The organism is Desulfosporosinus youngiae DSM 17734 (genome assembly GCF_000244895.1).
GTDB lineage: Bacteria > Bacillota > Desulfitobacteriia > Desulfitobacteriales > Desulfitobacteriaceae > Desulfosporosinus > Desulfosporosinus youngiae.
Map to the genome: position 1 here is coordinate 910,971 of NZ_CM001441.1, position 23,902 is coordinate 934,872.

The 23,902-nt window shown below is 43.3% G+C and carries 25 protein-coding genes; 23 read left to right on the plus strand and 2 right to left on the minus strand.

Going from position 1 to position 23,902, the window contains the following annotated elements; genetic code table 11:
- Window positions 1-40: 40 nt before the first annotated feature.
- On the plus strand, window positions 41-286 hold the full coding sequence (locus DESYODRAFT_RS04305) for a DUF4911 domain-containing protein (protein ID WP_007779862.1): 246 nt from the start codon (window positions 41-43) through the stop codon (window positions 284-286).
- A 28-nt stretch (window positions 287-314) separates the two neighbouring features.
- Window positions 315-554, plus strand: a complete 240-nt coding sequence (locus DESYODRAFT_RS04310) for a DUF4911 domain-containing protein (protein WP_007779865.1) — start codon at window positions 315-317, stop codon at window positions 552-554.
- 31 nt (window positions 555-585) lie between these two features.
- On the opposite strand, the gene DESYODRAFT_RS04315 is transcribed toward DESYODRAFT_RS04310, so the two are convergent.
- Entirely contained in the window at window positions 586-1,794 is a 1,209-nt protein-coding gene (locus tag DESYODRAFT_RS04315; RefSeq protein ID WP_007779868.1) for a vWA domain-containing protein, read from the minus strand.
- Between the two features lie 8 nt (window positions 1,795-1,802).
- The gene (locus DESYODRAFT_RS04320) at window positions 1,803-2,666 is read right to left on the minus strand and encodes an AAA family ATPase (RefSeq protein ID WP_007779870.1); all 864 of its coding nucleotides are present in this window, start codon (window positions 2,664-2,666) and stop codon (window positions 1,803-1,805) included.
- Between the two features lie 472 nt (window positions 2,667-3,138).
- Between DESYODRAFT_RS04320 and DESYODRAFT_RS04325 the strand changes: the two genes are divergently transcribed.
- From DESYODRAFT_RS04325 to DESYODRAFT_RS04425, 21 genes are all read left to right on the plus strand, one after another.
- Window positions 3,139-4,761: an ArnT family glycosyltransferase gene (locus DESYODRAFT_RS04325; protein ID WP_007779873.1), complete on the plus strand. Its 1,623-nt coding sequence runs from the start codon at window positions 3,139-3,141 to the stop codon at window positions 4,759-4,761.
- A gap of 83 nt (window positions 4,762-4,844) precedes the next feature.
- Window positions 4,845-6,497 (plus strand): ArnT family glycosyltransferase, encoded by a 1,653-nt coding sequence (locus DESYODRAFT_RS04330; protein ID WP_007779876.1) that lies wholly within the window; start codon window positions 4,845-4,847, stop codon window positions 6,495-6,497.
- Window positions 6,494-7,528, plus strand: a complete 1,035-nt coding sequence (locus DESYODRAFT_RS04335; RefSeq protein WP_007779878.1) for a glycosyltransferase family 2 protein — start codon at window positions 6,494-6,496, stop codon at window positions 7,526-7,528. Before DESYODRAFT_RS04330 ends, DESYODRAFT_RS04335 begins: the two co-directional genes overlap by 4 nt.
- A 17-nt stretch (window positions 7,529-7,545) precedes the next feature.
- The gene (locus DESYODRAFT_RS04340; RefSeq protein WP_007779880.1) at window positions 7,546-9,639 is read left to right on the plus strand and encodes a cyclic di-GMP-binding domain-containing protein, MshE-related; all 2,094 of its coding nucleotides are present in this window, start codon (window positions 7,546-7,548) and stop codon (window positions 9,637-9,639) included.
- 11 nt (window positions 9,640-9,650) lie between these two features.
- Entirely contained in the window at window positions 9,651-10,070 is a 420-nt protein-coding gene (locus tag DESYODRAFT_RS04345) for a GtrA family protein (RefSeq protein ID WP_007779884.1), read from the plus strand.
- A 37-nt stretch (window positions 10,071-10,107) separates the two neighbouring features.
- Complete coding sequence (locus DESYODRAFT_RS04350) at window positions 10,108-11,496, plus strand: sugar phosphate nucleotidyltransferase (RefSeq protein WP_007779887.1); 1,389 nt, start codon at window positions 10,108-10,110, stop codon at window positions 11,494-11,496.
- 154 nt (window positions 11,497-11,650) lie between these two features.
- Window positions 11,651-12,394 carry an RNA polymerase sporulation sigma factor SigK gene (gene sigK, locus DESYODRAFT_RS04355; RefSeq protein ID WP_007779889.1) on the plus strand — a complete coding sequence of 248 codons (744 nt, stop codon included), beginning with the start codon at window positions 11,651-11,653 and terminating at the stop codon, window positions 12,392-12,394.
- 70 nt (window positions 12,395-12,464) lie between these two features.
- Window positions 12,465-12,995 (plus strand): YqeG family HAD IIIA-type phosphatase, encoded by a 531-nt coding sequence (locus DESYODRAFT_RS04360; protein ID WP_007779892.1) that lies wholly within the window; start codon window positions 12,465-12,467, stop codon window positions 12,993-12,995.
- Window positions 12,996-13,049: 54 nt separating this feature from the next.
- On the plus strand, window positions 13,050-13,877 hold the full coding sequence (gene aroE, locus DESYODRAFT_RS04365; RefSeq protein ID WP_007779895.1) for a shikimate dehydrogenase: 828 nt from the start codon (window positions 13,050-13,052) through the stop codon (window positions 13,875-13,877).
- Between the two features lie 25 nt (window positions 13,878-13,902).
- Window positions 13,903-14,352 (plus strand): hypothetical protein, encoded by a 450-nt coding sequence (locus DESYODRAFT_RS04370; protein WP_007779899.1) that lies wholly within the window; start codon window positions 13,903-13,905, stop codon window positions 14,350-14,352.
- Between the two features lie 66 nt (window positions 14,353-14,418).
- Window positions 14,419-15,579 (plus strand): chorismate synthase, encoded by a 1,161-nt coding sequence (gene aroC / locus DESYODRAFT_RS04375; RefSeq protein ID WP_007779902.1) that lies wholly within the window; start codon window positions 14,419-14,421, stop codon window positions 15,577-15,579.
- Between the two features lie 86 nt (window positions 15,580-15,665).
- Window positions 15,666-16,199 carry a shikimate kinase gene (locus tag DESYODRAFT_RS04380; protein WP_007779905.1) on the plus strand — a complete coding sequence of 178 codons (534 nt, stop codon included), beginning with the start codon at window positions 15,666-15,668 and terminating at the stop codon, window positions 16,197-16,199.
- Entirely contained in the window at window positions 16,171-17,262 is a 1,092-nt protein-coding gene (gene aroB, locus DESYODRAFT_RS04385; RefSeq protein WP_007779908.1) for a 3-dehydroquinate synthase, read from the plus strand. The genes DESYODRAFT_RS04380 and aroB overlap by 29 nt, the downstream gene beginning before the upstream one ends.
- 275 nt (window positions 17,263-17,537) lie before the next feature.
- Window positions 17,538-17,903: a type II secretion system protein gene (locus DESYODRAFT_RS04390; protein WP_007779911.1), complete on the plus strand. Its 366-nt coding sequence runs from the start codon at window positions 17,538-17,540 to the stop codon at window positions 17,901-17,903.
- Between the two features lie 15 nt (window positions 17,904-17,918).
- Window positions 17,919-18,311, plus strand: a complete 393-nt coding sequence (locus DESYODRAFT_RS04395) for a type IV pilus modification PilV family protein (RefSeq protein WP_007779914.1) — start codon at window positions 17,919-17,921, stop codon at window positions 18,309-18,311.
- Window positions 18,298-18,813: a type IV pilus modification PilV family protein gene (locus DESYODRAFT_RS04400; RefSeq protein WP_007779917.1), complete on the plus strand. Its 516-nt coding sequence runs from the start codon at window positions 18,298-18,300 to the stop codon at window positions 18,811-18,813. The genes DESYODRAFT_RS04395 and DESYODRAFT_RS04400 overlap by 14 nt, the downstream gene beginning before the upstream one ends.
- Before the next feature lie 92 nt (window positions 18,814-18,905).
- Window positions 18,906-19,214: a hypothetical protein gene (locus DESYODRAFT_RS04405; protein WP_007779920.1), complete on the plus strand. Its 309-nt coding sequence runs from the start codon at window positions 18,906-18,908 to the stop codon at window positions 19,212-19,214.
- A 7-nt stretch (window positions 19,215-19,221) separates the two neighbouring features.
- Window positions 19,222-20,919, plus strand: a complete 1,698-nt coding sequence (locus DESYODRAFT_RS04410) for a GspE/PulE family protein (protein ID WP_007779922.1) — start codon at window positions 19,222-19,224, stop codon at window positions 20,917-20,919.
- A gap of 15 nt (window positions 20,920-20,934) precedes the next feature.
- Window positions 20,935-21,981, plus strand: coding sequence for a type IV pilus twitching motility protein PilT (locus tag DESYODRAFT_RS04415; RefSeq protein WP_007779925.1), 1,047 nt, complete (start codon window positions 20,935-20,937; stop codon window positions 21,979-21,981).
- Complete coding sequence (locus DESYODRAFT_RS04420) at window positions 21,978-23,183, plus strand: type II secretion system F family protein (RefSeq protein WP_007779927.1); 1,206 nt, start codon at window positions 21,978-21,980, stop codon at window positions 23,181-23,183. The genes DESYODRAFT_RS04415 and DESYODRAFT_RS04420 overlap by 4 nt, the downstream gene beginning before the upstream one ends.
- A gap of 147 nt (window positions 23,184-23,330) precedes the next feature.
- On the plus strand, window positions 23,331-23,828 hold the full coding sequence (locus tag DESYODRAFT_RS04425; protein ID WP_007779932.1) for a type II secretion system protein: 498 nt from the start codon (window positions 23,331-23,333) through the stop codon (window positions 23,826-23,828).
- The last annotated feature ends 74 nt before the right edge of the window (window positions 23,829-23,902 follow it).

Sequence of the window (23,902 nt, forward strand, 5' to 3'; positions counted from 1 at the left end):
TCGGAAATCTCTATGTAGAATTAATATTAGGAGACAAGCTATGAGCAATAACCCTGCAGAGCAATCCGGCCTTCTGTTTTCAGATTCTGATGTTGTCGTTAAAGCGCGTTTAGCACGGGCAGAAATGCAAATGCTGGATAAACTTGTCGAGGGATTGGGGCATTTGGGCATCGTCACTACAACAAACAAAGCCTTAGGAGAAGTCATGATTCAATCGACAAAATATTGTTGGCCGGATTTAAAGAAGGCTATAGAGCAGATGCCTTTTGAGATAGAGTTCATTTAAGAAATACGAAGAATTAGGGGACGAGCCGATGAATTTTTCAGAACAAGCAAGCGCTCAGCTTTCGGATATTGACCTCATCGTTAAAGCGCGCATAGATCGATCACAAATCCAACTGCTCTGCAAGCTTGTTGAGGGTCTGGGGCATTTAGGAGTTGTGACCACCACGAACAAAGAATTGGGTGAAGTCATGATTCAAACGACAAGGCATTGTTGGCCTGAGTTAAAGGAAATCGTTGAGAGAATGCCGTTGGAAATTGAATTTGTATGAAATAGGAGAGGAACCCTTTGCGGTTCCTCTCCTATTTCCGTACCATCAGTTTTTTAATGGCCAGGTCAAGCCCTTCTAAAGTCAATTCATACATGGGAAAGACGCTGCGGACCAAGCTTAGGGTTTGATACCCGTGAACCCGTTCCCAGTACTTCTCAGGTATGGGGTTGAGCCAAACATTATACGGGAATTTCCTAGCTAAGCGCTGCAGCCAAGTAATGCCGGGTTCGTCGTTGCCTACATCCCAAAAGATATTGCCATCGATCATGGTAAGTTCGCTGGGTGCCATAGCAGCATCCCCTATGATAATGACCTTATAATCTGTACCAAGCAAATTTATAGTATCCGTGGTTTTGACAGCCCTTCTGGGACTGCAGCTGGCGTCTAAATAGAGCAGATCATAGATGCAGTTGTGAAAGTAATAAAATTTTAAATCCTTAAAATGAGTTGACTTGTGCACGGCAGAGAAGAGCTGACTGCAGATTTTGGCATAAGGGGCCATGGACCCGCCAGCATCCATCAGGACAATCAGCTTTACTGTGTTTTTGCGCGGCCTTGTCCAAACCAGCTTCAGCTGTCCGGCATTTTTACAAGTTTCATCGACGGTATTTTCCAGGTCAAGCTGATCCTTTGCTCCATCAACTCGGGTACTAAATTGGCGCAAGCGGCGTAAAGCAACTTCAAACTGGCGCACGCCTAAGGTTTTATCTTTGCGATACTCCCGGTAATTTCGTTCGCCGGCCACCTTTACCGCGGATTGACCGTGTGACTGTCCACCGATTCTTATTCCCCCGGGGTGGAAACCGGAGTGGCCAAAAGAGGAAGTCCCCCCGGTTCCGATCCATGTGTTCCCGCCGTGATGAGGGCTGTCTTGTTTGCGTAGACGTTCTTCCAAAGCGGCTTTTAAACTCTCCCAATCAGGTAAACCTAATTTTTTCAGCAGTTCGTTGCGCTCTTCTTCAGAAAACATTTTGGGAGGCAGCGGATTTTCCATCCATTTCGACACCTGATCTAATAATTGTTCAGGAGTCTCGATCCCCTGAAAATACCTTTGAAAGGCCAGGTCATATTGATCAAAGTGACTTTCACTTTTGACTAGGACGGCTCTGGCAAGATAGTAAAACCCTGAAAGGCTTGATTCAGCCAAGCCTGCAGAAAGAGCCTCCATTAAGGTCATCCATTCTGTGATCGAAACAGGAACCCCTTCGCGTCGTAATTGATAAAAAAAGTTTGTATACATAATCTGCCCTACCAGCCACGACTCGTGGTGCGTGATGAATTATCTGTCCCGCGCATGTGAAGCTGTCTTAAGGCTAGATCAAAATCCTGATTTTTCTTTAACAACGCGCCTAAGAAAGGGATTTCCTTAGAGATTTTATCCGGCGTGATCCCTCCGATGGTTAAGGCTTGTACCCAATCCAAAAGTTCGCTGGTACTGGGCTTTTTCTGCAGCCCGTTGACACCGCGCAGCCAATAGAACGACTTTAAAGCTTCCGCAAGCAGTTTGTCTTTTAAATCAGGAAAATGAACCTGAACGATTTCTTCCATCATTGCTTGGTCGGGGAAGTCGATATAATGGAAAATGCAGCGCCGCAGGAAAGCATCAGGGAGTTCTTTTTCCGCGTTGCTGGTGATGATCACTATCGGTCGATTCCGCGCAGTAATGGTTTCCCCGGTTTCCGGGATGTAGAAGTTCATGACATCTAATTCCCAGAGCAGATCATTGGGAAATTCTAAGTCAGCTTTGTCGATTTCATCGATCAGGAGAACAACTCGTTCGGTGGATTCGAAGGCCTCACCGAGTTTGCCTAATTTAATGTAGCGTTTGATATCAGAGACATTCTGTTCTCCGAATTGACTGTCGTAAAGCCGCTGGACCGTGTCATAGACGTAGAGGCCGTCTTGGGCTTTGGTGGTTGACTTGATATTCCAGATGATTAAGCGCAGACCTAGAGAACGGGCGATGCTTTCTGCTAAGACGGTTTTACCGGTTCCGGGTTCCCCTTTGATCAAGAGAGGTCGTTTTAAGGCAACGGAAATATTGACACTGTTGCGTAGATCATTCGAAACTATGTAATCGTCAGTTCCTTGATAGGATACATGATCAGCCATTTCCATATCCTCCTTGTTAAAGCCAAATTTATTTAATATAACAATACCACTATTCTGTTAATTTTGACATAAAAATTTGCTCCACTTAACTTAAGTACTAAAGAACAGCTCTAAGCGAAGAAATGTTTCTATAATTATGCCAGATGCTTGAAACCTATGAAAGCTTCAAAAATGATTTAATTCCTCTTTACTAAAATCTGAAAAGAGAGTAATATCATGTTCGTCAATGGTGATGTCAGGTGACTCCTATAACTAGCACTTCATAGCTACAGTTTGATTTTACCTATTGACTGATATCTTCATTTATACGATACTGTAAATACAATATACGGTCATAGTCAATAGGTCTAAAGTCTTATTCAACTAGGCCTTTCGAGGGATCGCTTAATTTAAAATAAAGGGAAGGAAATGGGACAATAGTTTATATTAAAAAGGATTAATCAAATTCAAAGCTCAAATTGAGGTATCAAATATGGCTTTCCCAATTAAAGAAAATGACCGAACTCAAAGTATAAATAAAATGGCAATTTGGTTGACCGGGATTATTGTATTTTTGCTGGAGTGTGCAGCAGGATATTATTACAATATTTATGTTGGCTATTACCACAGTGACGGAATCAGTCGAGTTGCGAATGCGTTCTATGTATTATATAGCCGGGACCCTCACTTGGGCGCTATTGGGTTTGTATGGAACCCTCTTCCCAGTATGGTAGACTTGGTATTTTTGCTGCTCTATCCCTGGATACCGGAAATGGCGACTAAAGGGATTGCTGGTTTGCTGATGAGTGCTTTGTTCGCATCGTTGACAGTGGGAATTTTAGTCAAGGCTTTTATTCAACGCGGGCTTTCATGTGGCTGCGCCATAATTTTTACTCTATTATTCGCCTTAAATCCCATGATCTTTTTAGCGGGCTTTAATGGTCTTAGTGATGCACCATTTATATTTTTTACGATCCTATGTATAATATCTTTTTTAAATTGGCTTGACTCACATGATTTGGGGGACATAGCTGTCTCAAGCTTTGCACTTGCTACGGCTTTCTGGTGCCGATACGAAGCAGTACCCTTCGGATTCAGTATAGTAATAGGCAGTGTTATTGCTACAATGCTGATATATAAAAGTGCAAAACCTCTTGATGAAGGACGCTTTCACTATAACTGGTCGCGTACGGAAGGAACACTTGCCGTAATAGTGACACCCCTTTTCTATTCAATAGGTTTATGGGTCTTGCTGAATGCAGTTATTATGGATAACCCTTTAAACTTTTTAAATGGAGAATATACCAATACTGCCCAGATAGAAGGTCATTTAAATAATCCGATATATGCGGCTATGCTTAATAATCCTATAAATGCTGGCGTCTTTGCTATTCAAAAGGTATTAGTATTTTCGGCTCCATTTCTATCAATCGTGCTTCTGAGATTAATTAATCGCCGTTTCTTACAGTGGGATACACTAATTCTGATCGGAACGATAATTTCTATTCCAATCCTGCAGGTAATAATGTTAATAAAGGGTACTTCGTTAGGGTGGTTAAGGTATTTTCTATATGTTTTACCAGTATCATTTGCCTGGTTGCCATACGAATTAAGTAAATTAAAGAAAAAATGGCAGGTTTTGATCCCGCTAATTGCAATGATCGCAAATTTTTGTATTCTCTCTTACGCAATTACACAACCTTCAATAGCCCCTGATGAGAACACTTTTTTACAAAATTCTCTAGGGCGGCATAATCAGACTTATTATGACCAGAGACAAGATATGGAGATCGCGAATTATTTAGATGAGAACTATCCTTCTAGTAATATTCTGGTTGATTCATTTTCAGCATATTTGATTATATTGAATAGCAACTATCCAAAGCGCTTTTTCATAACTAGTGATTATGACTTTAAAAATGCCATTTCTGATCCCGAGGCATATAATGTCAGCTATATTCTTGTCCCTAAGCCTGGTTCTTCATCCGTTATTAGCGCTATCAATGACGCGTATCCTAATTTATATGATCACGGCTCTGATTGGTTAGAGCTTGCCAAGGAATTTGGAACAAGATGGAGATTGTATAAGGTTATCGATAATATAAGTGAGTCCTAGAAGATAAGCCATCAAGACCTTATAAGTTTAACGGATGAGAAAATAATTGAGCAGTAATTCAAAAAACTGCTCAGAGAATCCCAATGAAACTTGCAATAGAGGTAAAAGGCATGCAAAAAAATCTTCATGATATTGAAATCCAACGTTTAGACAAAAAGCTAATATGGCTGACAGGAATTACTGTGTTTATGCTTGAATGCTTAGCAGGTTATTACTATAACGTTTATGTTGGATATTATCATGGAGATGGAATTAGTCGAGTCGCAAATGCCTTCTATGTACTATATAGTAGAGATCCTCATCTTGGAGCCATTGGATTTGTGTGGAACCCTCTCCCAAGTATGGTGGATATGATTTTTTTATTGCTCTATCCTTGGATTCCAGCCATGGCTACAAAGGGAATTTCAGGTTTATTAATGAGCGCCATATTTGCTTCGTTAACTGCAAGTGTTTTAGCATATGCCTTTATCCAACGAGGTCTTCCGCGCTGGAGTGCTGTTGTTTTTCCTTTGCTGTTTTCTTTAAACCCAATGATTTTTTTGTTCGGCTTTAATGGTTTGAGCGATGCACCCTTTATATTCTTTCTAATCTCAAGTATTGTGTGTTTTTTAAATTGGCTTGATAATAATCGGCTGGGAGACTTAGTGACAGCAAGTTTTGCACTGGCATTTTCTTTCTGGTGCAGGTACGAAGCAGTACCTTTTGGATTTAGTATGTTTCTCGCTTGTATGATTGCTACGATGTTTTTTCATAAAAACCCGCCTCCTCCTGATGAAGGACCTTTTCGCTATAAATGGTCAAGAACAGAAGGAATGCTGTCGGTATTAGCACCACCACTTTGCTATTCAATGATCGTTTGGGTTTTGCTAAACTGGATCATTATGGATAATCCTCTGAATTTTTTGAACGGAGAATACACAAATACAGCTCAGATTGAAGGACATTTAAGCAGCCCCATGTATGCATCTATGGTTCATAATCCAATAAATGCAGGTTACTTCGCGCTTAAAAAAATTGCTGTGTTTTCCACCCCATTAATAGCCATATTAATTCTTAGGCTTTTTAATCGTAGACTTTTTAAGTGGGACACACTGATTTTGCTTGGGTTATTTATGTCCATTCCGATGTTGCAAATCGTAATGTTAATGGCAGGTATGACGTTAGGCTGGCTGAGATATTTTATGTATGTGTTGCCTGTTTCGGTTGCTTGGCTGCCTTATGAGCTGAGTAAGCTTAAACGTAAATGGCAAATAATGATTCCCTTAGCTGCAATGATAGTGAATTACGGTATTCTTTCATATGCTATTACCCAGCCGTCAATCGCTCCTGATGAAAATACGTTTCTGCAGAACTCATTTGGAAAACGTAGTCAGACTTACTATGATTGGAAACATTATATTGAAGTTGCTGAGTATTTAGATAAAGAGTACCCTCAGAGTATCATTCTAACGGATTCATTTTCAGCATTTTTTATTATTCTGCAAAGTCATTTTCCTAAGCGTTTTTATATTACTAGCGATTATTATTTTAAAGATGCTATCGCAGACCCTAGAAAATTTGGAGTAAATTATATCTTGATTCCAAAACCCGGGTCTGAGGCTGTAATAAGCGCTATCAATAATACTTATCCAAACTTATTTTATCACGGAGTTGACTGGGCGGAACTTGTCAAAGACTTTGGAGGAAACTGGAGACTATATAAAGTCACCAAAAGTACAGGAGGCGAAGTCGAATGAATCCTTCAGGTGTTGAAGTATCTGTAGTTATCCCTGTCTGGAATGAAGCTAAACATTTGAGTCAGTCTCTTAAAACCATCGTTACATTTATTCAAAAGGCTAATTGTTGCTTTGAATTAATTGTCGTAGATGACGGTTCGACTGATGATACGTGGAAAATAATTACTCTTGCTCGTGACGAGATTCCAGAGTTAGAAGGTATCCGCTTAAGCAGGAATTTTGGTAAGGAGCGGGCCTTATGCGCCGGTTTGGAGCATGCGAGAGGACTGGCTGTTATCGTTATGGACGGGGATCTTCAACATCCGCCGGACCTTATTCCTCAAATGATTGACCAATGGCGGACAAAGGGCGTAAAAATTATTGAATGCGTAAAGAAGTCACGTAGTAAGGAATCTATAGGTTATCGGCTTGGTACAAAGATATTTTATGGACTTATTAAAAAGTTAGCAAGGCAAGACTTGCATGGAGCCAGCGATTTTAAGCTTTTGGACCGAGTTGTTGTTGAAGCTTGGGCTAAGATGCCGGAACGTATCACGTTTTTTCGCGGTATGACGGCCTGGTTGGGTTTCCCGCGAGTTGAACTAGAATTTGATGTGGCTCCTCGAATCGACGGCAAGACAAGTTGGAGTCATATTACTCTTGTTAATTTAGCCCTCCATGCTGTTGTAGCCTTTACATCCTGGCCTTTACGCCTTGTTACAATATTAGGGATGCTTTCTTTTGTAGGTGCAGTTTTGCTTGGTATCCAAACCCTCTATATGAAATTTGTGGGTATAGCGGTAACTGGCTTTACAACAGTGATTCTTTTGTTACTATGTATGAATAGTATGATCATGCTGAGCATCGGTATCCTGGGAGAGTATATTGCGGCGATTTATGATGAGGTCAAAGGCCGACCGAGATATGTAGTTAGCCAAAGAACATGGGCACAGTCCATTGATGAGGGCCTTGCGCATTGTGAGGAGACGAATAAAGTGAATACCACCCCAAACATTTATGCCTCTTTGGGACAAAATAATTATACTTTCTAAAATTTAGGTGGTGTTAAATGAACAGTCAAAGCCCTCTTCGTCTAGGAGATATACTAGTTCAAAAGGGTTTAATCTCAGAAGAGAAGCTAAAAAAGGCCTTAAATCATCAAAAAACTTATGGCGGCCGACTGGGAAATATTTTGATTGATTTTGGTTGGATAGAGGAGAGTGTAATTAAGGAAGTATCTCAACTAATTCCGCAGAAATTAAAGCTTGGCGAGATGCTGGTTAATCAAGGTATATTAACTGAAGCACAACTGAGTTTAGCCCTAGAGTATCAACGGAAAAGCGGCGGTCTACTAGGTGATATTATTCTCTCATTAGGTTTGGTGGAAGCACATACGTTGTTCAGAGTTATCGCATCTCAGCAGGGTATTGGGCGGATTGGATCTCAGTTTGCAATCTATTCCTCAAAAATCCCGGAAGAAATCGCACGTGAATATAAAGCAATTGTTGTGCACACAAGCCTTAATCAAGTGGTAGTTGCCGTAGAAAAAGTTTTGACCAAAGATCAAATCAACTCTTTAGAATCAATGCTAGGCTATAATGTAGAACAAGTACTGGCAACACATACGGAACTGGAATCTCTTTGGAGACAGGCATATTCGAGTGAGCTGATGGACATTAGTACTAAGAAATTAGCGATTGATAGCCCTGGTCAATCAGCACAGACAGTACTCACAAAACGACAAACCCTTGGTTTGGTTATTATTGTTATAGTTGTGATAATCGGTATGTTTTTAGATATATTTAAAACTTTTTTAACGATTAATATAATTATTCAAATTGCCTATTTCGTCGTATCGGTCTTAAAGTTCTTAATGATTTTTCGTGGCACCCGTCCTACCTCTCAAATAAGATTTTCGGATGAAGAGCTTGCTGCCATAGATGAACGTGATCTTCCGGTCTATACTATATTAGTACCTATGTATAAAGAGAGCAGTGTAATTCGAAAATTAGTAGAGAATCTTGAGCGGCTTGATTATCCCAAAGTTAAGCTGGATATACGTCTTTTGATTGAGGAAGATGATGTGGAGGCGCAGGAGCTCCTTAACTCTATGGACTTACCATACTACTATACGAGTATTGTTGTACCTCATTCTAAGCCGAAGACAAAGCCGAAGGCTTGCAATTATGGATTAATTCATGCGAGAGGGAAATATGTAGTTATCTATGATGCTGAAGATAGGCCTGAACCTGATCAGCTTAAGAAAGTGCACCTGGCATTTAATCGGAGTCCTGATTCGTGTTGTTGTATTCAGGCCAAGCTGAATTATTTTAATAGTGAACAGAATCTGCTAACTCGGTGGTTTACCCAGGAATACAGCATGTGGTTCGATCTATTGTTGCCTGGGCTTATGCAATTGGACATTCCCATCCCCCTTGGCGGCACTTCAAATCATTTTAAAACTGAGATTTTAAAAAAGCTGAATGCTTGGGACCCTTATAATGTCACAGAGGATGCAGATCTCGGGATACGGTTATACGGAGAAGGTTTTACAACGGGCATTGTTGACTCGAGGACTTGGGAGGAAGCGAATAGCCGCGTTGGAAACTGGATAAGACAGAGATCACGTTGGATAAAGGGGTATATGTTGACTTGGTTCGTTCATATGAGGTTTCCATTTCGATTATGGCGTCAAATTGGAACCCGGGGAATGATTGGTTTGCAAGTAATCGTTTTAGCAACTCCGCTTCTTCCGCTAATCAATCCTTTCTTATGGACGTTAATCTTATTGTGGTATTTAACCCATAACCACATGATTCCTATGATGTTCCCTGGGCCAATTTATTATATTGCTGCAGTTGAACTGATTATAGGTAATTTTCTGTTTGTTTTTAGCAATGTCGCTGGTGTTTATAGGGTTATCGGGGAACTCCACGCCAAAAGTGATTATGCCCTTTCTTTTAGAATTATTAAGTACGCGCTCTTGACCCCGCTATACTGGATGTTAATGAGTGTAGCAGCCTATAAGGCGGCGTGGCAATTGATTTTCAAGCCTTTTTACTGGGAAAAGACAGTTCATGGATTAGCAGAAAATGTCACTGAGAACATTTTTTCCGGGTCTAATGATAATATTGACGCCAGTGCCCAGATTAAAAGGATGTGAAATGAAGAAGAATGGACACTTTAAAGGAGTCAACTACTCAAATTTCTGTGATCATTCGATATGGTTTGGTAGGATTATTAGGCACACTCATCCATTTTTCCAGTGTTATAGCATTAGTCGAATTAACTCATCTTGATCCGGTTATAAGTTCCGCCACGGGATTTGTATTGGTTCTATTAATTTCTTATTATTTAAACCAAAAATGGACATTCCGTATAAAAAATGGAGGTTCGCGACAATTCTTCTATTACACGATAGTATCTCTTATTGGACTCGGTCTTAATAGTGCTATCATGTTCATAGATGTTTATGTTCTAAGATGGAACTATCTATTTGGTCAATGTATGGTAGTAGTAGTGGTTCCTGTGAGTAACTTTTTGATGAATCGAAGGTGGACTTTTAGAGATACCGAGAATAACGTCGACCTATAGTTAGGCCATTGGATAATGGAAATAAGGAGTTTGATTAATGAAACTGATTTTGCTCTCTGGTGGTTCAGGAAAACGACTATGGCCGTTATCAAATAATTTTCGTTCAAAACAATTTTTGAAACTCCTAAAAAACGATCATGGTGGACGCGAATCTATGATTCAGCGAGTGTGGGGTCAATTGAAAGTTAGGGATTTAGCTAAGTCTACTATTATTTCTACCAATAAATCTCAAGTTAATATTATTCAAAGTCAGCTGGGCGAATCCGTTGAGATGATCGTCGAACCAGAACGAAGGGATACTTATCCGGCGATTGCTCTGGCTGCAGCATATTTAGCGTCTGTTAAACAAGTTGGCCTGAATGAAGTGGTTGTTGTAGTTCCGGTGGATTCCTATGTGAACAGCCGCTTTTTTGATCTGGTCAAGGAACTGGAAGATGCGCTTACAGCAACGGAAGCTAATCTTGCCCTTGTAGGTGTTATGCCCACTTACCCTTCCGAAAGGCATGGCTATATTGTTCCTGAATCAAACCAAGAGCATAGGCTTGTCAAGGTTGGCTCTTTTAGAGAAAAGCCGACGAGAGAACAAGCGCTAAAACTGATCGCGGAGGGAGCTCTGTGGAATTGTGGGGTATTTGCCTTTAAATTAGGCTATGTTATTTCAAAGCTCGAGAAGCATAATCTACCTGTGGATTACAAAAGCCTGAAAGACGAGTATTCTGCCTTGCCTAAGATAAGTTTTGATTATGAAGTTGTTGAAAAGGCCAGGAAGGTAATTGCACTGCGCTATGAAGGAGAATGGAAAGACATAGGTACATGGAAGACCTTATCAGATGAAATTTCGGCACCAGTTATCGGAAATGGTGTCTTAAGCGGAGACTGTGAGGGAACCCATCTAATAAATGAGTTGGGTATTCCGATTATTGTTCTTGGCTTGTCGAATACGATTGTTGCTGCAAGTCCGGACGGTATTTTGGTATCGGATAAAGAAACAAGTCCAAAAGTAAAGGATCTGCTTAAGGAAACTATTCAGAGGCCAATGTTTGAGGAACGGCGCTGGGGTTGGTATCGGGTGCTGGATTATGTGAAATATGAAAATGGACAAGAGGTTTTGACTAAACGAATAGGAATAACGGCGGGTAAAAATCTAAGTTATCAAGTTCATTACAAACGAAGTGAAATATGGAGTATCACAAATGGAGAAGGAGAATTGGCTCTTGATGATGCAATTTTTAGAGTCAAGCCAGGAGATGTGTTCCGTATTCCAATTGGAGTCAGACATGGAATATGGGCAAGCACTGATTTAGAGTTTATTGAAGTTCAATCGGGAAGGCAGCTGATTGAAGAAGATATAACTAGGATTTACATGACTTGGGAGGAAGTAAAGGGGCATTGTAAAGGTCGCCTAAATCTTGACGCAATTAATTAGAGTCCATATAGTAGCAAACTATTTGCATACATTAACTCAATTAGCGGTCGCGGCCTAGTATTGGTTGTGTGATTTATTATTTTCTTAATGGATAAGCAAAATTCTCTGCTTCTGAGCATAGGTATTAAAATACCAGGCGAAAGGGGTGGAGAAGATGATCGCTGAACTCTTTTTTGTCAGTATTGCACTTTCCGTTCTTAAGGGAGTTACTTTACTAGTCTCGTATATCAATAATAATGCTTTTCCTCAGCCCTTAAATGAGCAGGAGGAAGGGCGTTATCTGAAAATCCTGGCTGAAAGTAAAACTGAACCCTTTACTCTAACCCCTGAAGTTGAGAATGCCCGCAATACGTTAGTGGAGCATAATTTACGGTTAGTAGCTCATCTCGTCAAAAAATTTGATGGAACCGGGGAAGATGGGGACGATTTAATCTCGATTGGTACGATTGGTTTAATTAAAGGGATTAATACCTTTGATCCCAATAAAGGGACCAAACTTGCCACTTATGCCGCACGGTGTATCGAAAACGAAATCTTAATGCATTTGCGGTCATTGAAAAAATCCCGGGGCGAAGTCTCTATATACGATCCCATCGGAACGGATAAAGAGGGTAACGAAATTTCCCTCATTGATGTTCTGGGTTCGAATGAAGAGGATATCTCGTTAAAAGTTGAAAATGAATCCGAACAAAAGGCTTTGCTCGAACTTGTTAAGAAGCTGACCAAAAGGGAAAAGCTCGTTCTTCAGTTGAGATATGGATTGATGAACAGCCCGAAGCGTACCCAGCGTGAGATTGCCAAGGCCTTGGCTATTTCCAGATCCTATGTTTCCCGTATTGAAAAAAAGGCCATTCAAAAATTAATGGAAGAGATGGCGAAGATTGATTCAAATAGGTAAGTCCATTACTTGCTCTTGCGGCATCCTCTAAGGTATAATATATAGAAACTTATGCACTTTGGAGGATTCTATGTTAGAGTATTTTCGACCGACACGTCAAGCTAATTCGCTCGATCTTATTTCGGTAGAACAGCTTGGCCAGGATGGGATTCGAGGGTTGATTATTGACTTAGATAATACGATGACCCCTTGGAATAATGTAGAAGTGGGCCCTAAAGTGGAGGCTTGGTTTGAGAAAGTTAAGTCTGCAGGAATTCGCGCGTGTGTGGTGTCTAACAATAGTAAACGTCAGCGCGTTGCCGTGGTTGCCGATCGGTTAGGGATACCTTTTGTTTTCGGAGCGACCAAACCAAGGCGTAAAGCGTTTCGAGCCGGGATGAAGCTTTTGAAAACCGGACAAAAGGATACTGCCGTTATAGGGGACCAGTTATTCACGGATATTTTAGGTGGAAATCGTTTAGGTCTCTATACGATTTTGGTAACACCCATTAATGATCGGGAGTTTATCGGAACACGAATTATGCGTCGGATGGAGAAAGTGCTTGTTTGGATGATGAAGCATTTTGCTTCAGCCGAACCCTTCAGCCCGAAAATTCATTAAGCATAAAGGAATGGCTTAGCCATTCCTTTTCACTATAGTAAAGGAATGTTAACAGTGGAAAAACACTATGCAGTTATTGGTGACCCAATTCAGCATTCCCTCTCTCCTGATATGCATAATGCAGGTTACCAGGCGCTGGGGGTTGACGCTTTTTACCAGCGCTTTCAGGTTAAGGCAGACCGTTTAGGGGAGGCGGTGCAAGGTCTTCATGCCTTAGGGTTTTCCGGTTGGAATGTGACTCTTCCCCATAAGGAAGCCATTCTTGCGCTCCTTGATACGCTTACCCCGCAAGCAGAGCGAGCGGGGGCAGTAAATACCGTAAAAATTCATGAGGGACAAATGATTGGACACAATACAGATGGAGATGGATTTGTCCGTTCTGTGCAAGAGGAACTTAATGGATTTCAGGGAAAAAAGGCGGTTCTGCTGGGTGCAGGGGGTGCCGGTAAAGGAATAGCTCTGGCCCTTGCAGAGCAAGGGATGAAACTGCATATTCTCAATCGAACCCCCGAAAAAGCCAATGAATTGGCTCGGATTATTCAGCGTGAGGGTGGGATGGCGACAGCGGGGGAGTTTGCCCCGGGAGACTGGCTGAAAGATGTTGACCTTTTAGTACAGACAACTTCAATAGGGTTACATAAAGAACCTTTTCCATTTTCCTTAGAAGGGATTTCTAAGCAAGCCCTTGTCGTCGACATCATATTTAACCCTATGGAAACTCTTTTTCTGATAGAAGCCAAGCAATTGGGATGTCGTACGCAAAATGGTTTGAGGATGCTTTTATATCAAGGAGCTCTGGCATGGGAGTTCTGGTTCGGGGGACAAGCTCCCATTGAGGAGATGCGGCAAGCCTTGAAACATGGACTCGCAGAGCGAGTGTAGGTAAAAAAAGTAAAGGAAGAGCGAAATGAGCATCGAAAAGGCCGGTGATCTAGGTTTTACCCTGCTTGAAATACTGCTTGTTGTAATTCTTTTAGCGGGCTCCGGATTTTATCTGCTTATTAAGCTTCCTGTGAACTTTGAAAAACAACGCTTAGCTTTCGAGTCAACCAAATTATTAGAGGAAATTCGGGATGCTCGGCAGGCCGCCATGGCTGAGAATAATTGGTATGCTGTCAAATTTTATTGTCAGTCAGGAGATCATCATTATCAAATTTTTAAGCAAGGCAAAATGATGAAGAATATTTACTTAGATGATGGTATCCAGTTTGTTGGTCAGCCAGGTGATGCCAAAGGTGAATTAAGATTTAATGCTCTTGGTCGAAGTGCCGGCACAACCATCACCTTGAAGAATTCATTGGGAGAGCGGAAAAGCGTGGTTGTTGCCCCGGTGGGTATGCGTATCCGGGAGAAGTAGACAGCTGAATATGAAACCCGCTTACAACGTGGGAGTATTAGATATGGACAGAGAGAAGGGAAAAACGTGCGGTTTTTAACGGCAGGGGAATCACATGGTCAGAAATTAGTGGGAATTATCGAAGGGCTTCCGGCGGGAATGAAGATTTCGAAGGATATAATTGATGAGGCGCTCAGAGAACGTCAGAAAGGCCCTGGACGCGGCGGGCGAATGGCTATCGAACAAGACGAAGTTCAGCTCGTTTCCGGAATTCGAGGAGGATTAACAACGGGGGCCCCTATGGCCTTAGAAATTCTGAATCGCGATTGGGAAAACTGGGAGAAAATCATGACTTGGAGAGAAGATGCCGACTTAGAGAGCCGAAAAGTAATGACTCCCCGCCCCGGACATGCGGATTTGCCAGGTGCTCTTAAATATCGCACAGAGGTGCGTAATATCCTTGAGCGGGCAAGTGCCCGGGAAACGGCTATGAGGGTGGCTGTTGGCAGTATTGCCAGGCAGGTGCTGACTGCCTTGGGGGTAGAGATCAGAGGACAAGTCCTGGCAGTTGGCGGGGTTCATGCAGAGCGTACTGGTAATGAGCAGGAAGACTACTGGCAGCGTGTCAGACAATCTGATTGGTCTGTAGGGGATTCGGCCGCCGAACAATTGATGTGGGAAAGGCTTAAGCAAGCAAAGGAACAAGGAGAATCCTTGGGCGGACTCCTGGAAGTCCAAGTGCATCAAGTCCCTGCAGGGCTGGGATCCCATGTGCAGTGGGATCGGAAATTAGACGGTAAATTGGCTCAAGCTGTCCTCTCAGTCCAAGCAATGAAAGGGATTTCCTTTGGGTTAGGCTTTGAAGCGGGAGAACGTCCGGGCTCCAAGGTTCACGATCCAATTCGTTATGTAGAGGGGCAAGGCTTTAGCAGGTTCTCCAACCATGCCGGAGGAATCGAGGGGGGAATGAGCAACGGAGAACCTATTATTCTCCAAGCGGTCATGAAACCGATTCCGACCCTTTATCAACCCTTAGATACGGTACATCTGGAGACAAAAGAGGTCGTTAAGGCAAGTGTCGAACGTTCAGATGTCTGTGCTGTGCCCGCAGCCTTGGTTGTTTTAGAACATGTGGTTGCTTGGGTTATTGCCGAAGCGGTCCTTGAAAAGTTTCCTGCAGATAGCTTTTCAGAATTGAAAACGGCTTGGGATGATTATAAAAGAGACCTGCTCCAGATACGGTTTTAAGTCTTATGAAGGTTGATATTCGAAGTAGCAACTTTCGAACATCTAATATCTAATATCTAATATCGAATACGAGAGGAAGGATCTCCATGCGAAACATTGTTCTCATTGGATTTATGGGAACTGGCAAAAGCACGGTTGGAAAGCGCCTGGCTCAGTCGCTCGCTTGGGATTTCGTTGACACAGATTATGAAATCGGGGAAGTAACCAGCATGAGTGTCAGTGAAATTTTTCGCCGGCATGGGGAGACCCGTTTCCGGTCAGAAGAAAGCATTGTGGTAACAAGGCTTAGCCAGCAGGAACGACTGGTTATCGCCACCGGCGGGGGGACAGTTTTAAATCCGGCTAATTGGAATGCTTTGGCTCAGAATGGAATTGTTATCGCTCTTCACGCTTCGCTGGAAGCAATTCTCGCTCGGATAGGGCATAAGAATGATCGTCCTCTTCTCAAAGGCCCAAGAGATGTGATTGAGAAATTGTGGTCTGATCGGCAAGCATGTTACGCCCAGGCAGACTATATTGTGGATACGTCGAAAAAAAGTATTGATGAAGTTGTCAGAGAGATTCTGGCCTGGCTGGAGAGGATGAAGGAAAATGAGTTTAGAGAAGTGGCCAAAGATTGATGTAAAAGCAGATCGTTCCTATCCGGTGTTCTTGGGAGTCTCCCTTGAAGAGTTAGGGGAATTCTTACACCTTCAGTTTGAGGATGTGGAACATATTCTTATTATTTCCCATCAGGTAGTGGCTGACGTTTATTTAGACCGTCTCCAGAAAGGACTGCTTGACTATCGTGTAAATCAGATAATTGTTCCTGCTGGAGAACAAGAAAAGTCTTTGGAGCGAATAAGTCAGTTAACAAGGGCAGCACTGGAATGCGAAACGGATCGCAAAACCCTTGTCATTGCCCTGGGAGGAGGGGTTATTGGAGATTTGGCGGGTTTCTTTGCCAGTGTCTTCATGCGGGGCATTCGTTTGATACAAGTCCCTACCACGTTGTTGGCGCAAGTGGATAGCAGTGTTGGCGGAAAAGTAGCTGTGAATCATCCCCTTGGCAAGAATATAATCGGTGCTTTTTATCCTCCCCTGGCGGTTTGGACAGATTTCTCGACCTTAGACAGTTTGCCTTGGGAAGAAGTTGAAAATGGTTTAGCAGAAAGCATTAAGCATGCTTTAATTGCAGACAGGAGCCTTTTCGAGTTTTTTGAGAATGAAGAAGAGAGGATCAAGGAGCGGGAAAAATCCATTTGGAGCGAAATGGTGGTACGCTCTTCAGCTGTGAAGGTGAACATCGTATCCCAAGATGAACGCGAACAAGGAGTACGCGCTTTGCTTAATCTGGGACATAGTTTCGGACATGCCCTGGAGACTGAGATGAACTACCGCGGTGTAACTCATGGGCAAGGGGTGAGCATCGGAATCGCAGCAGCATCACATCTGGCTAACGCAAAAGGTCTAATGACTATAGCGGAGGTTGATCGGATTAAACAGTTGCTGAATAGGTTTGGCTTGCCGATTATGATCCCTGGGCAAGACCCGCGGGCTTTGTTGGAACGAATGCAAGCGGACAAGAAAAACCAAGGGGGACGTAAGATTTTAATCTTGCCTAAAGGAATTGGGCAAGCGGTTGTTTCCAGGGAATGTACCGATCAAGAAATCCTAGCTGCCTGGAAACAGGTTATTTCATAACATAATGTCCGTTTGGACTAATAAAACTAATAAATAGGTAGATCTGACAAAGCGCTTAAGAAACTTTGTCAGATTTTTGTTTTTAACCTGGGAAATATGTCTTTTTGCAGAGGGCTTTAGTGCATAGCAAACTATAACAAAGAAGAATAGTAGTTAAGGTTATTTTCGAGGAGAACCTGTCGAGAGTGGAAGGGATTTCCTTATAAACAGAGAAATCAAGAAGAACTATAGTTGAGAGAATGACGATTTCGGACGCTGAAAGATGTGGATAAGCCTTGAGAAGGTTAAATTATGTAATAAGAAGGAATTATGCTGGTTTCGTATTATGGGAACTTCTAATCGTCCTCTTTCTAATGGGACTGATCTTAACCTTGTCCGCACCGCATTTCGGTTCGGCCTCTAACCACGTTCGCAAGCACGTAAATCGAGTCAACATACAAAAAATCGAAGGCGCTGCTCAGCTCTATCGGATTGATGTGGGGACTTATCCGCTCAGCGTTAGTGATTTGCTGGAGTCGCCGAGGGGTGTGAGTCATTGGCAAGGTCCGTATCTCGATGAAATCCTAATCAATCCTTTCGATTCAGAGCAGGGCTATGAGTTTGATTTGTCAGGACGAGTCAAAAATGTTTCGGGTAATTAAGGATTTAACGTTTTTATGGGAGACCATAAGGAGGGAGTCATCATCCCAAACAAGAACTTCGTACCTAGGAACGGATATATTTTATTTGATGTGCTGCTAGCTCTCGTTCTCTTTTCCTTAGGTTTTGCGGTCCTTTTTGGATTGTCGATGGGAGCGGTTTCTGAAGCCCGGCAGGCTGCAAGTTTGATGGAGGGGGCTAACCTCGCCCAAAAAACGATGGATCGCTTGGCAGCAAATGTGTGTATCCCGGGCGGGACAGCGGAAGGACGAGAAGGGAAATTCCAATGGTTAATCCATTCAGAATGGCAGGACATCCCGGAACTTTTGAAAGTAAGTGTTGAAGTCCGTTGGATGGATCGGGGCAACCCTCACCGATACAAGCTGGAGAGCCTGTATGCTGTTGAGTAAGAGGGGGCATTCAGAACGTGGATTAACCCTTATGGAGGTTATATTTGCGTTATTAATCTCGGGCATTTTTCTAATGGTTTCAATGCGATTATTGACAGATCAGTGGCGGGGATCACGTGCCCTCAAGAATTACCTGGAAGCACACTATGCCGTCATGACGGCAGGAAAAACGGTCTCTGATGCAATAAGGACGGCTGAAACCGCAAATTGGACCCCGGGTTCTAAAGTATTACAGGTTTTGCCTTTACGGGATGATACAAACCCTCGGCCAACGCTTGATTCCTATTTTATGGATGATTTAGACCGGGATGGGAAGAACGATTTGTACTGGAGACACTTGGGGGTTTCCCAACCAGTTGCCAGTTATCTGACTGGGTGGAAATGCGTGGAGGTGGAACCTGGGTTATGGGAGATCTTTTTGGAAGCAAATATGGATGGACAAACCGCAACTTGGCAAAGCACTGTTCGGCAAAGAATCTATCCTCCAATTCCGAAGGAGTAGCCATTACCTGTATTAGTTTGAGCAAGCCAAGGGCGTCCGGTTATGTCAGCCTTCTCATTCTTTTGCTTTTAACACTCCTTTCAGGATTAGGAATGGAAAGCTATCTCAAGGCTAACACCGAATATCGCATGGTGAAAAGGGAAACCCAAAGCAGACAAGCCCTCTATCTTGCTGAAGGAGGGATTGAATGGGCCAAAGCTCATTTGCCGGCTAATCCGGGATTGCGGCGGGGAAACTTGTCCTTCGATACGGGTCAGGTTGATATAGTAATTGAGTTGAGCGGAGGAGAATACAAAGTGACATCGAAAGGACTTGCCGGATTAGCTGTTCGAAAAATTGAGGAACGATTACAGATGGATAATGGGACCTGGGTCATAATAAGCTATCAGGAGTTGCATTAGTGAGATTATGATAAACCAACATGAATTGGGTCAGTTTTTGCTCGCTAATCAATATGTAGATAAGGCGGGATTGTCAGCTGGATTAGAATTAGCACTCCAAAGTGGAGAATCAATTGGAGATGTGCTTGTGCGTACGGGTGTTTTGTCCAAAGCCGCGTTGTTAGAAGCTATGAGCCGGTATTTGGGCATCCCGCAAGTTTCCCTGACCCGGGTCATCATTGACTCTGCTGTAGCAAGCTTGATTCCTGAAGAAATGGCCCGCCGTTATACTCTTATCCCGTTGGAACAGCGATCTGGGACCCTAAGAGTCGCCATGCTTGACCCTACCCACCAACGAGCTCTTCGCGACGTTCGAATGTTTACGGGGTTAGAGATTGAGCCGGTTTTCGCTAAGGCAGGGGAAATCGAAGCAGCCATTCGTCAGTTTTTAACCGTAGAACAGTCTGTTGCACACCTTGCGCATTACGCGGACCATGTCGTTGAAGATCAGGCAGCCCGGTCAGGTGAGTTTTCTGAAACGACAGACGGCGATTCTCAAGAGGGCGAGGCCCCAATCCTTAAATTTGTGTATTCCGTATTGCATGAGGCGGTTGTGCAGGGGGTTAGTGATATTCACTGGGAACCTCGCAAAAGTGAGTTTGTTGTGCGCTATCGTATTGATGGCAAATTAATCGGTAAGCACACTCTCTCTGCTAAGGTCGCCCGAACGATCGTCTCTTGCTTAAAAGTGATGGCTCAAATGGATGTTGCAGAACGCCGATTTCCCCAAGATGGCCGAATGACCTTCACGGCAGGACTTCGGACGGTTGACCTGCGGATGTCATCAATGCCCACAGTATATGGAGAAAAAATAGTGGTGCGAATTTTAGATCCGAAGATGGCTCAACGTTCCCTCAATGATTTAGGTATGCGCTCAGAGGTTGAAAAAGGGGTAAAAGCTTTATTGAAACGCCCTAATGGTTTGATATTAGTTGTCGGGCCAACGGGAAGCGGAAAGACGACAACTCTCTATGCGCTGCTCAGGGAATTAAATGCTGAGGAGCAAAACATTATATCCATTGAAGAACCTGTGGAATATCAACTATCCGGAGTGAATCAGGTTCAAGTCAATCTTCCGGCCGGACTCAGCTTTCCTGTCGGCTTAAAATATATCCTGCGGCAAGATCCGGATGTCATTATGATTGGGGAAATCCGTGACGAAGAAACTGCGTCAATCGCTATCACCGCTTCTCTGACCGGGCATTTGGTTTTATCAACCCTACATACAAACACAGCTGCCGAGGCCTTAGCTCGACTCATCGATATGGGAGTAGAACCCTTTCTGCTGGCGTCTGCGGTCAGTGGGGTTTTATCCCAACGTTTAGTGCGTCGACTATGTGAGCATTGTAAAATCCTGCAGGATGTTTCCGAGGCGGAAAAAAGGGCCCTGCAATTACCGGAGTCGGTTTTTCAGCTGCATCGGGCGGTTGGATGCCCGAATTGCCTGGGAACAGGTTTTCGAGGTAGAATTGGGATACATGAATTTATGCTCTATGATCAGGAGATTAAAGAACTGGTCCTTTCCGTGCAAAATGCCAGAGAGATTGAGCAGCAAGCCATGGTTTCAGGAATGCTCACGGTCTATGAGGACGGGCTGTTGAAGGTCAGGCGAGGACTTACAACGGTAGAGGAAGTATTGCGGGTTACTTCAAGAATAGAAGGATAAGAGGAGACGAACAAGATGCTGTCACTTAAAGAACTTATGGTTTTAGCTGGAGAACAAAAGGCGTCAGATATCCATTTGACGGTGGAGAGCCCTCCGGTTTTTCGTATTAACGGTGCAATGATTCAACAAACGGCGGAAAAACTTTCTCAGGCTGACTTAGAAACCTTTGCTCATTCATTGCTGAATGAAAACCAAGCTAAACGGTTTGCTGAATCCGGTGAATTGGATTTATCTTACAGCTTGCCCGGCGTCGGGCGTTATCGGGTTAACATGTTTCGGCAAAGGGGATCTATTGGAGTGGTTATTCGCTTAATTCCTTTTGTGATTCCGAGCCCGGAAGACTTGGGTTTGCCGCCTGTAAGTATTGAGTTGGCTAAACTGCATAAAGGGTTGGTTTTGGTGACAGGCCCGACTGGAAGCGGAAAATCGACAACTCTGGCTTCGCTGCTGGACTATATCAATCGTACACGGGCTTGTCACATTGTTACGATCGAAGATCCGATCGAATATTTACACCGTCATAAGCTGAGTTTAGTCAATCAGCGGGAAGTTGGCAATGATACGCATTCATTTTCGAATGCGCTTCGGGCCGTCTTACGACAAGATCCGGATGTGATTTTAGTTGGTGAGATGCGGGATTTGGAAACCATCTCGACGGCTGTGACGGCGGCTGAAACAGGGCACTTAGTTTTCAGCACGCTTCATACAAATGATGCCACCCAGTCAGTTGATCGTATGATTGATGTTTTCCCTCCCCATCAGCAGCAGCAAATTCGTGTACAACTGGCAGCGGTTCTGCAGGGGATTATGTCTCAACAATTGTTTCCCAGGGCAGATCACAAAGGAAGAGCCGCAGCTATTGAGGTCTTGACAGCCACACCTGCGGTGAGGAGCCTGATCCGAGAGGGAAAAACCCATCAACTGCCGACCGTGATTCAGACAAATGCAAAGTTAGGAATGCAATCCATGGACAAAGCTATTATGGATTTAGTCCAAAGGGGTCTGGTGGCTTACGAAGTTGCTAAAGAAAAGCTCCAGAGTCCGGATAACTTAAGGAGATGAGTGGGAAACGTTTCATCTGGAAAGCTGTTGACCAAAATGGAAGAATTCAGTACGGGGCATGGTCGGGAGATGGTTTTTCTGAGGTTCAGTCACGCTTAAGGAAGGAAGGCTACTTCCCGGTCTGGGTCCGTTCTGCTCTTAATTTGAACAACGTATTCTTTTTAAATCGAACAAATCTCAAGTGGAGCGGCTTCGCCCGCCGCTTGGCTACTTTATTAGAAGCGGGGATTCCCTTGCTTCAGGCTTTAGAAATGATGACCTGCCATGAGAAAAAATTAACGCCTGAGCAAGAACAATGGCATAAGGTTAAGGAGCGGGTAGAAACAGGCAGTGACTTGTCAGCGGCGTTAGCCGATCTTACCTCTGCTCCCAGCGCCTTTGTACTCTCAATGATTAAAGCGGGTGAATACACTGGGACTGTAGGAAAGGTGCTGACTGAAATCGCCGATGAATTAGATCAGGAACAGGTTTATCAACAAAAAATTAAGTCTGCCCTTGCCTATCCGATGTTTTTGTTGGTTGCTGTGATCTTAGTAATCTACGTCCTCTCTGTCTGGGTTCTCCCGATGTACGAAAAACTATTTTTGAGTGTAGGCGCTGTAGATTTGCCATTTTTGACTAAAGTCATTTTTGCCGGCGGTCAAAGACTTCCCTGCGTTTTGTGGAGTGTCCTTGGTTTGGCCGGTTGTGGATTACTAATTTTGAGATTCACGAGACCCGATCACTGGAAAATTCGTCTTGAGAATTTGCTGAGTCGCCTCCCTCTCATCGGAAGAGTTCTCCATCTACGAGATTTAGTTCAGTTTAGCCGGATGTTAGGTCGGTTATTGGCGGCCGGAATTCCCTTACTGGAAGCATTACGTCTCACAGCAGGAATGCTGCGCCGTCCTGAGATGCTGGAGTTAACGAACCAACTTGTACTAAGTGTTCGTCACGGGAAACGAATGGCACCTTTGTTGCGTGCGAGTAGAATTTTTCCTAAGGAAGGAGCTGAAATGATAGGGGTCGCCGAGGAAGCCGGAGAGTTGGATCAGATGCTCCATTATGTTACGCAAATGTTTAGCCGTGAACTTGAGGGTCAGCTCGATCGTTCAACGCGTATGATTGGACCGGCACTTATTCTTGTTATAGCTGGGCTGATCGGTTTAGTTGCAGGTGGGATCATGCTTCCGATGATTGATTTGAGTTCAAAGCTTCAATAAAGAGAAATTGCATGGCAGAAGTCGAACGCCGGAAGAAGCAAAAAGTAAGGGGTCCGGGATAACAATGAAATTATAAACATGTGACCGCAGATAAGTTTAGTTTACTCAAGATCCTAAAAGACTCCAGGGTATTAAGGAGGTATTGAGATGAATCATCTTAAGCGGGACAATGGGTTTACCTTGATTGAAGTGCTGGCTGTCATTATTATTATTGCTGCGCTGGCCTATATTGCGATCCCAAAATTGGTCTCAAGTACTGCAAATGCACGGCAAAAAGCAGATATAGCCACAGCGCACCAGGTTAAAGCGGCCTTAGATCGTTATCAGGTTGAAAATGGGGTGTATCCGAAAAGCACAGAATTTACTGCAGATGAAGGAACTGTAACAAGTACGAAACTTATTCCCAAATACATAAGTAAACTAGACAAAACAGTTACTCAACAGGTCGCAGAGGGTAAAGAAGGTTTTGGTGTCAAAGCTCTGGTGCAAGATGGTGCAGATGAAACGCTACTTGTTATTCCAGATAATACAACTGCATCACCCACAAACTTAATTATGGTCTATTTGTCGGCCAATGGGTTGGGTGCCGAAGTTCGAGTCTATGATTCCACTTTAACACAGATTCTTTGGACCTCGGCTAATTAATGTATTAAGGAATCACAAAAAATAACTAAATGTTTAGATAAATACCCAATAGTTGATGTTCAATATACATAAAT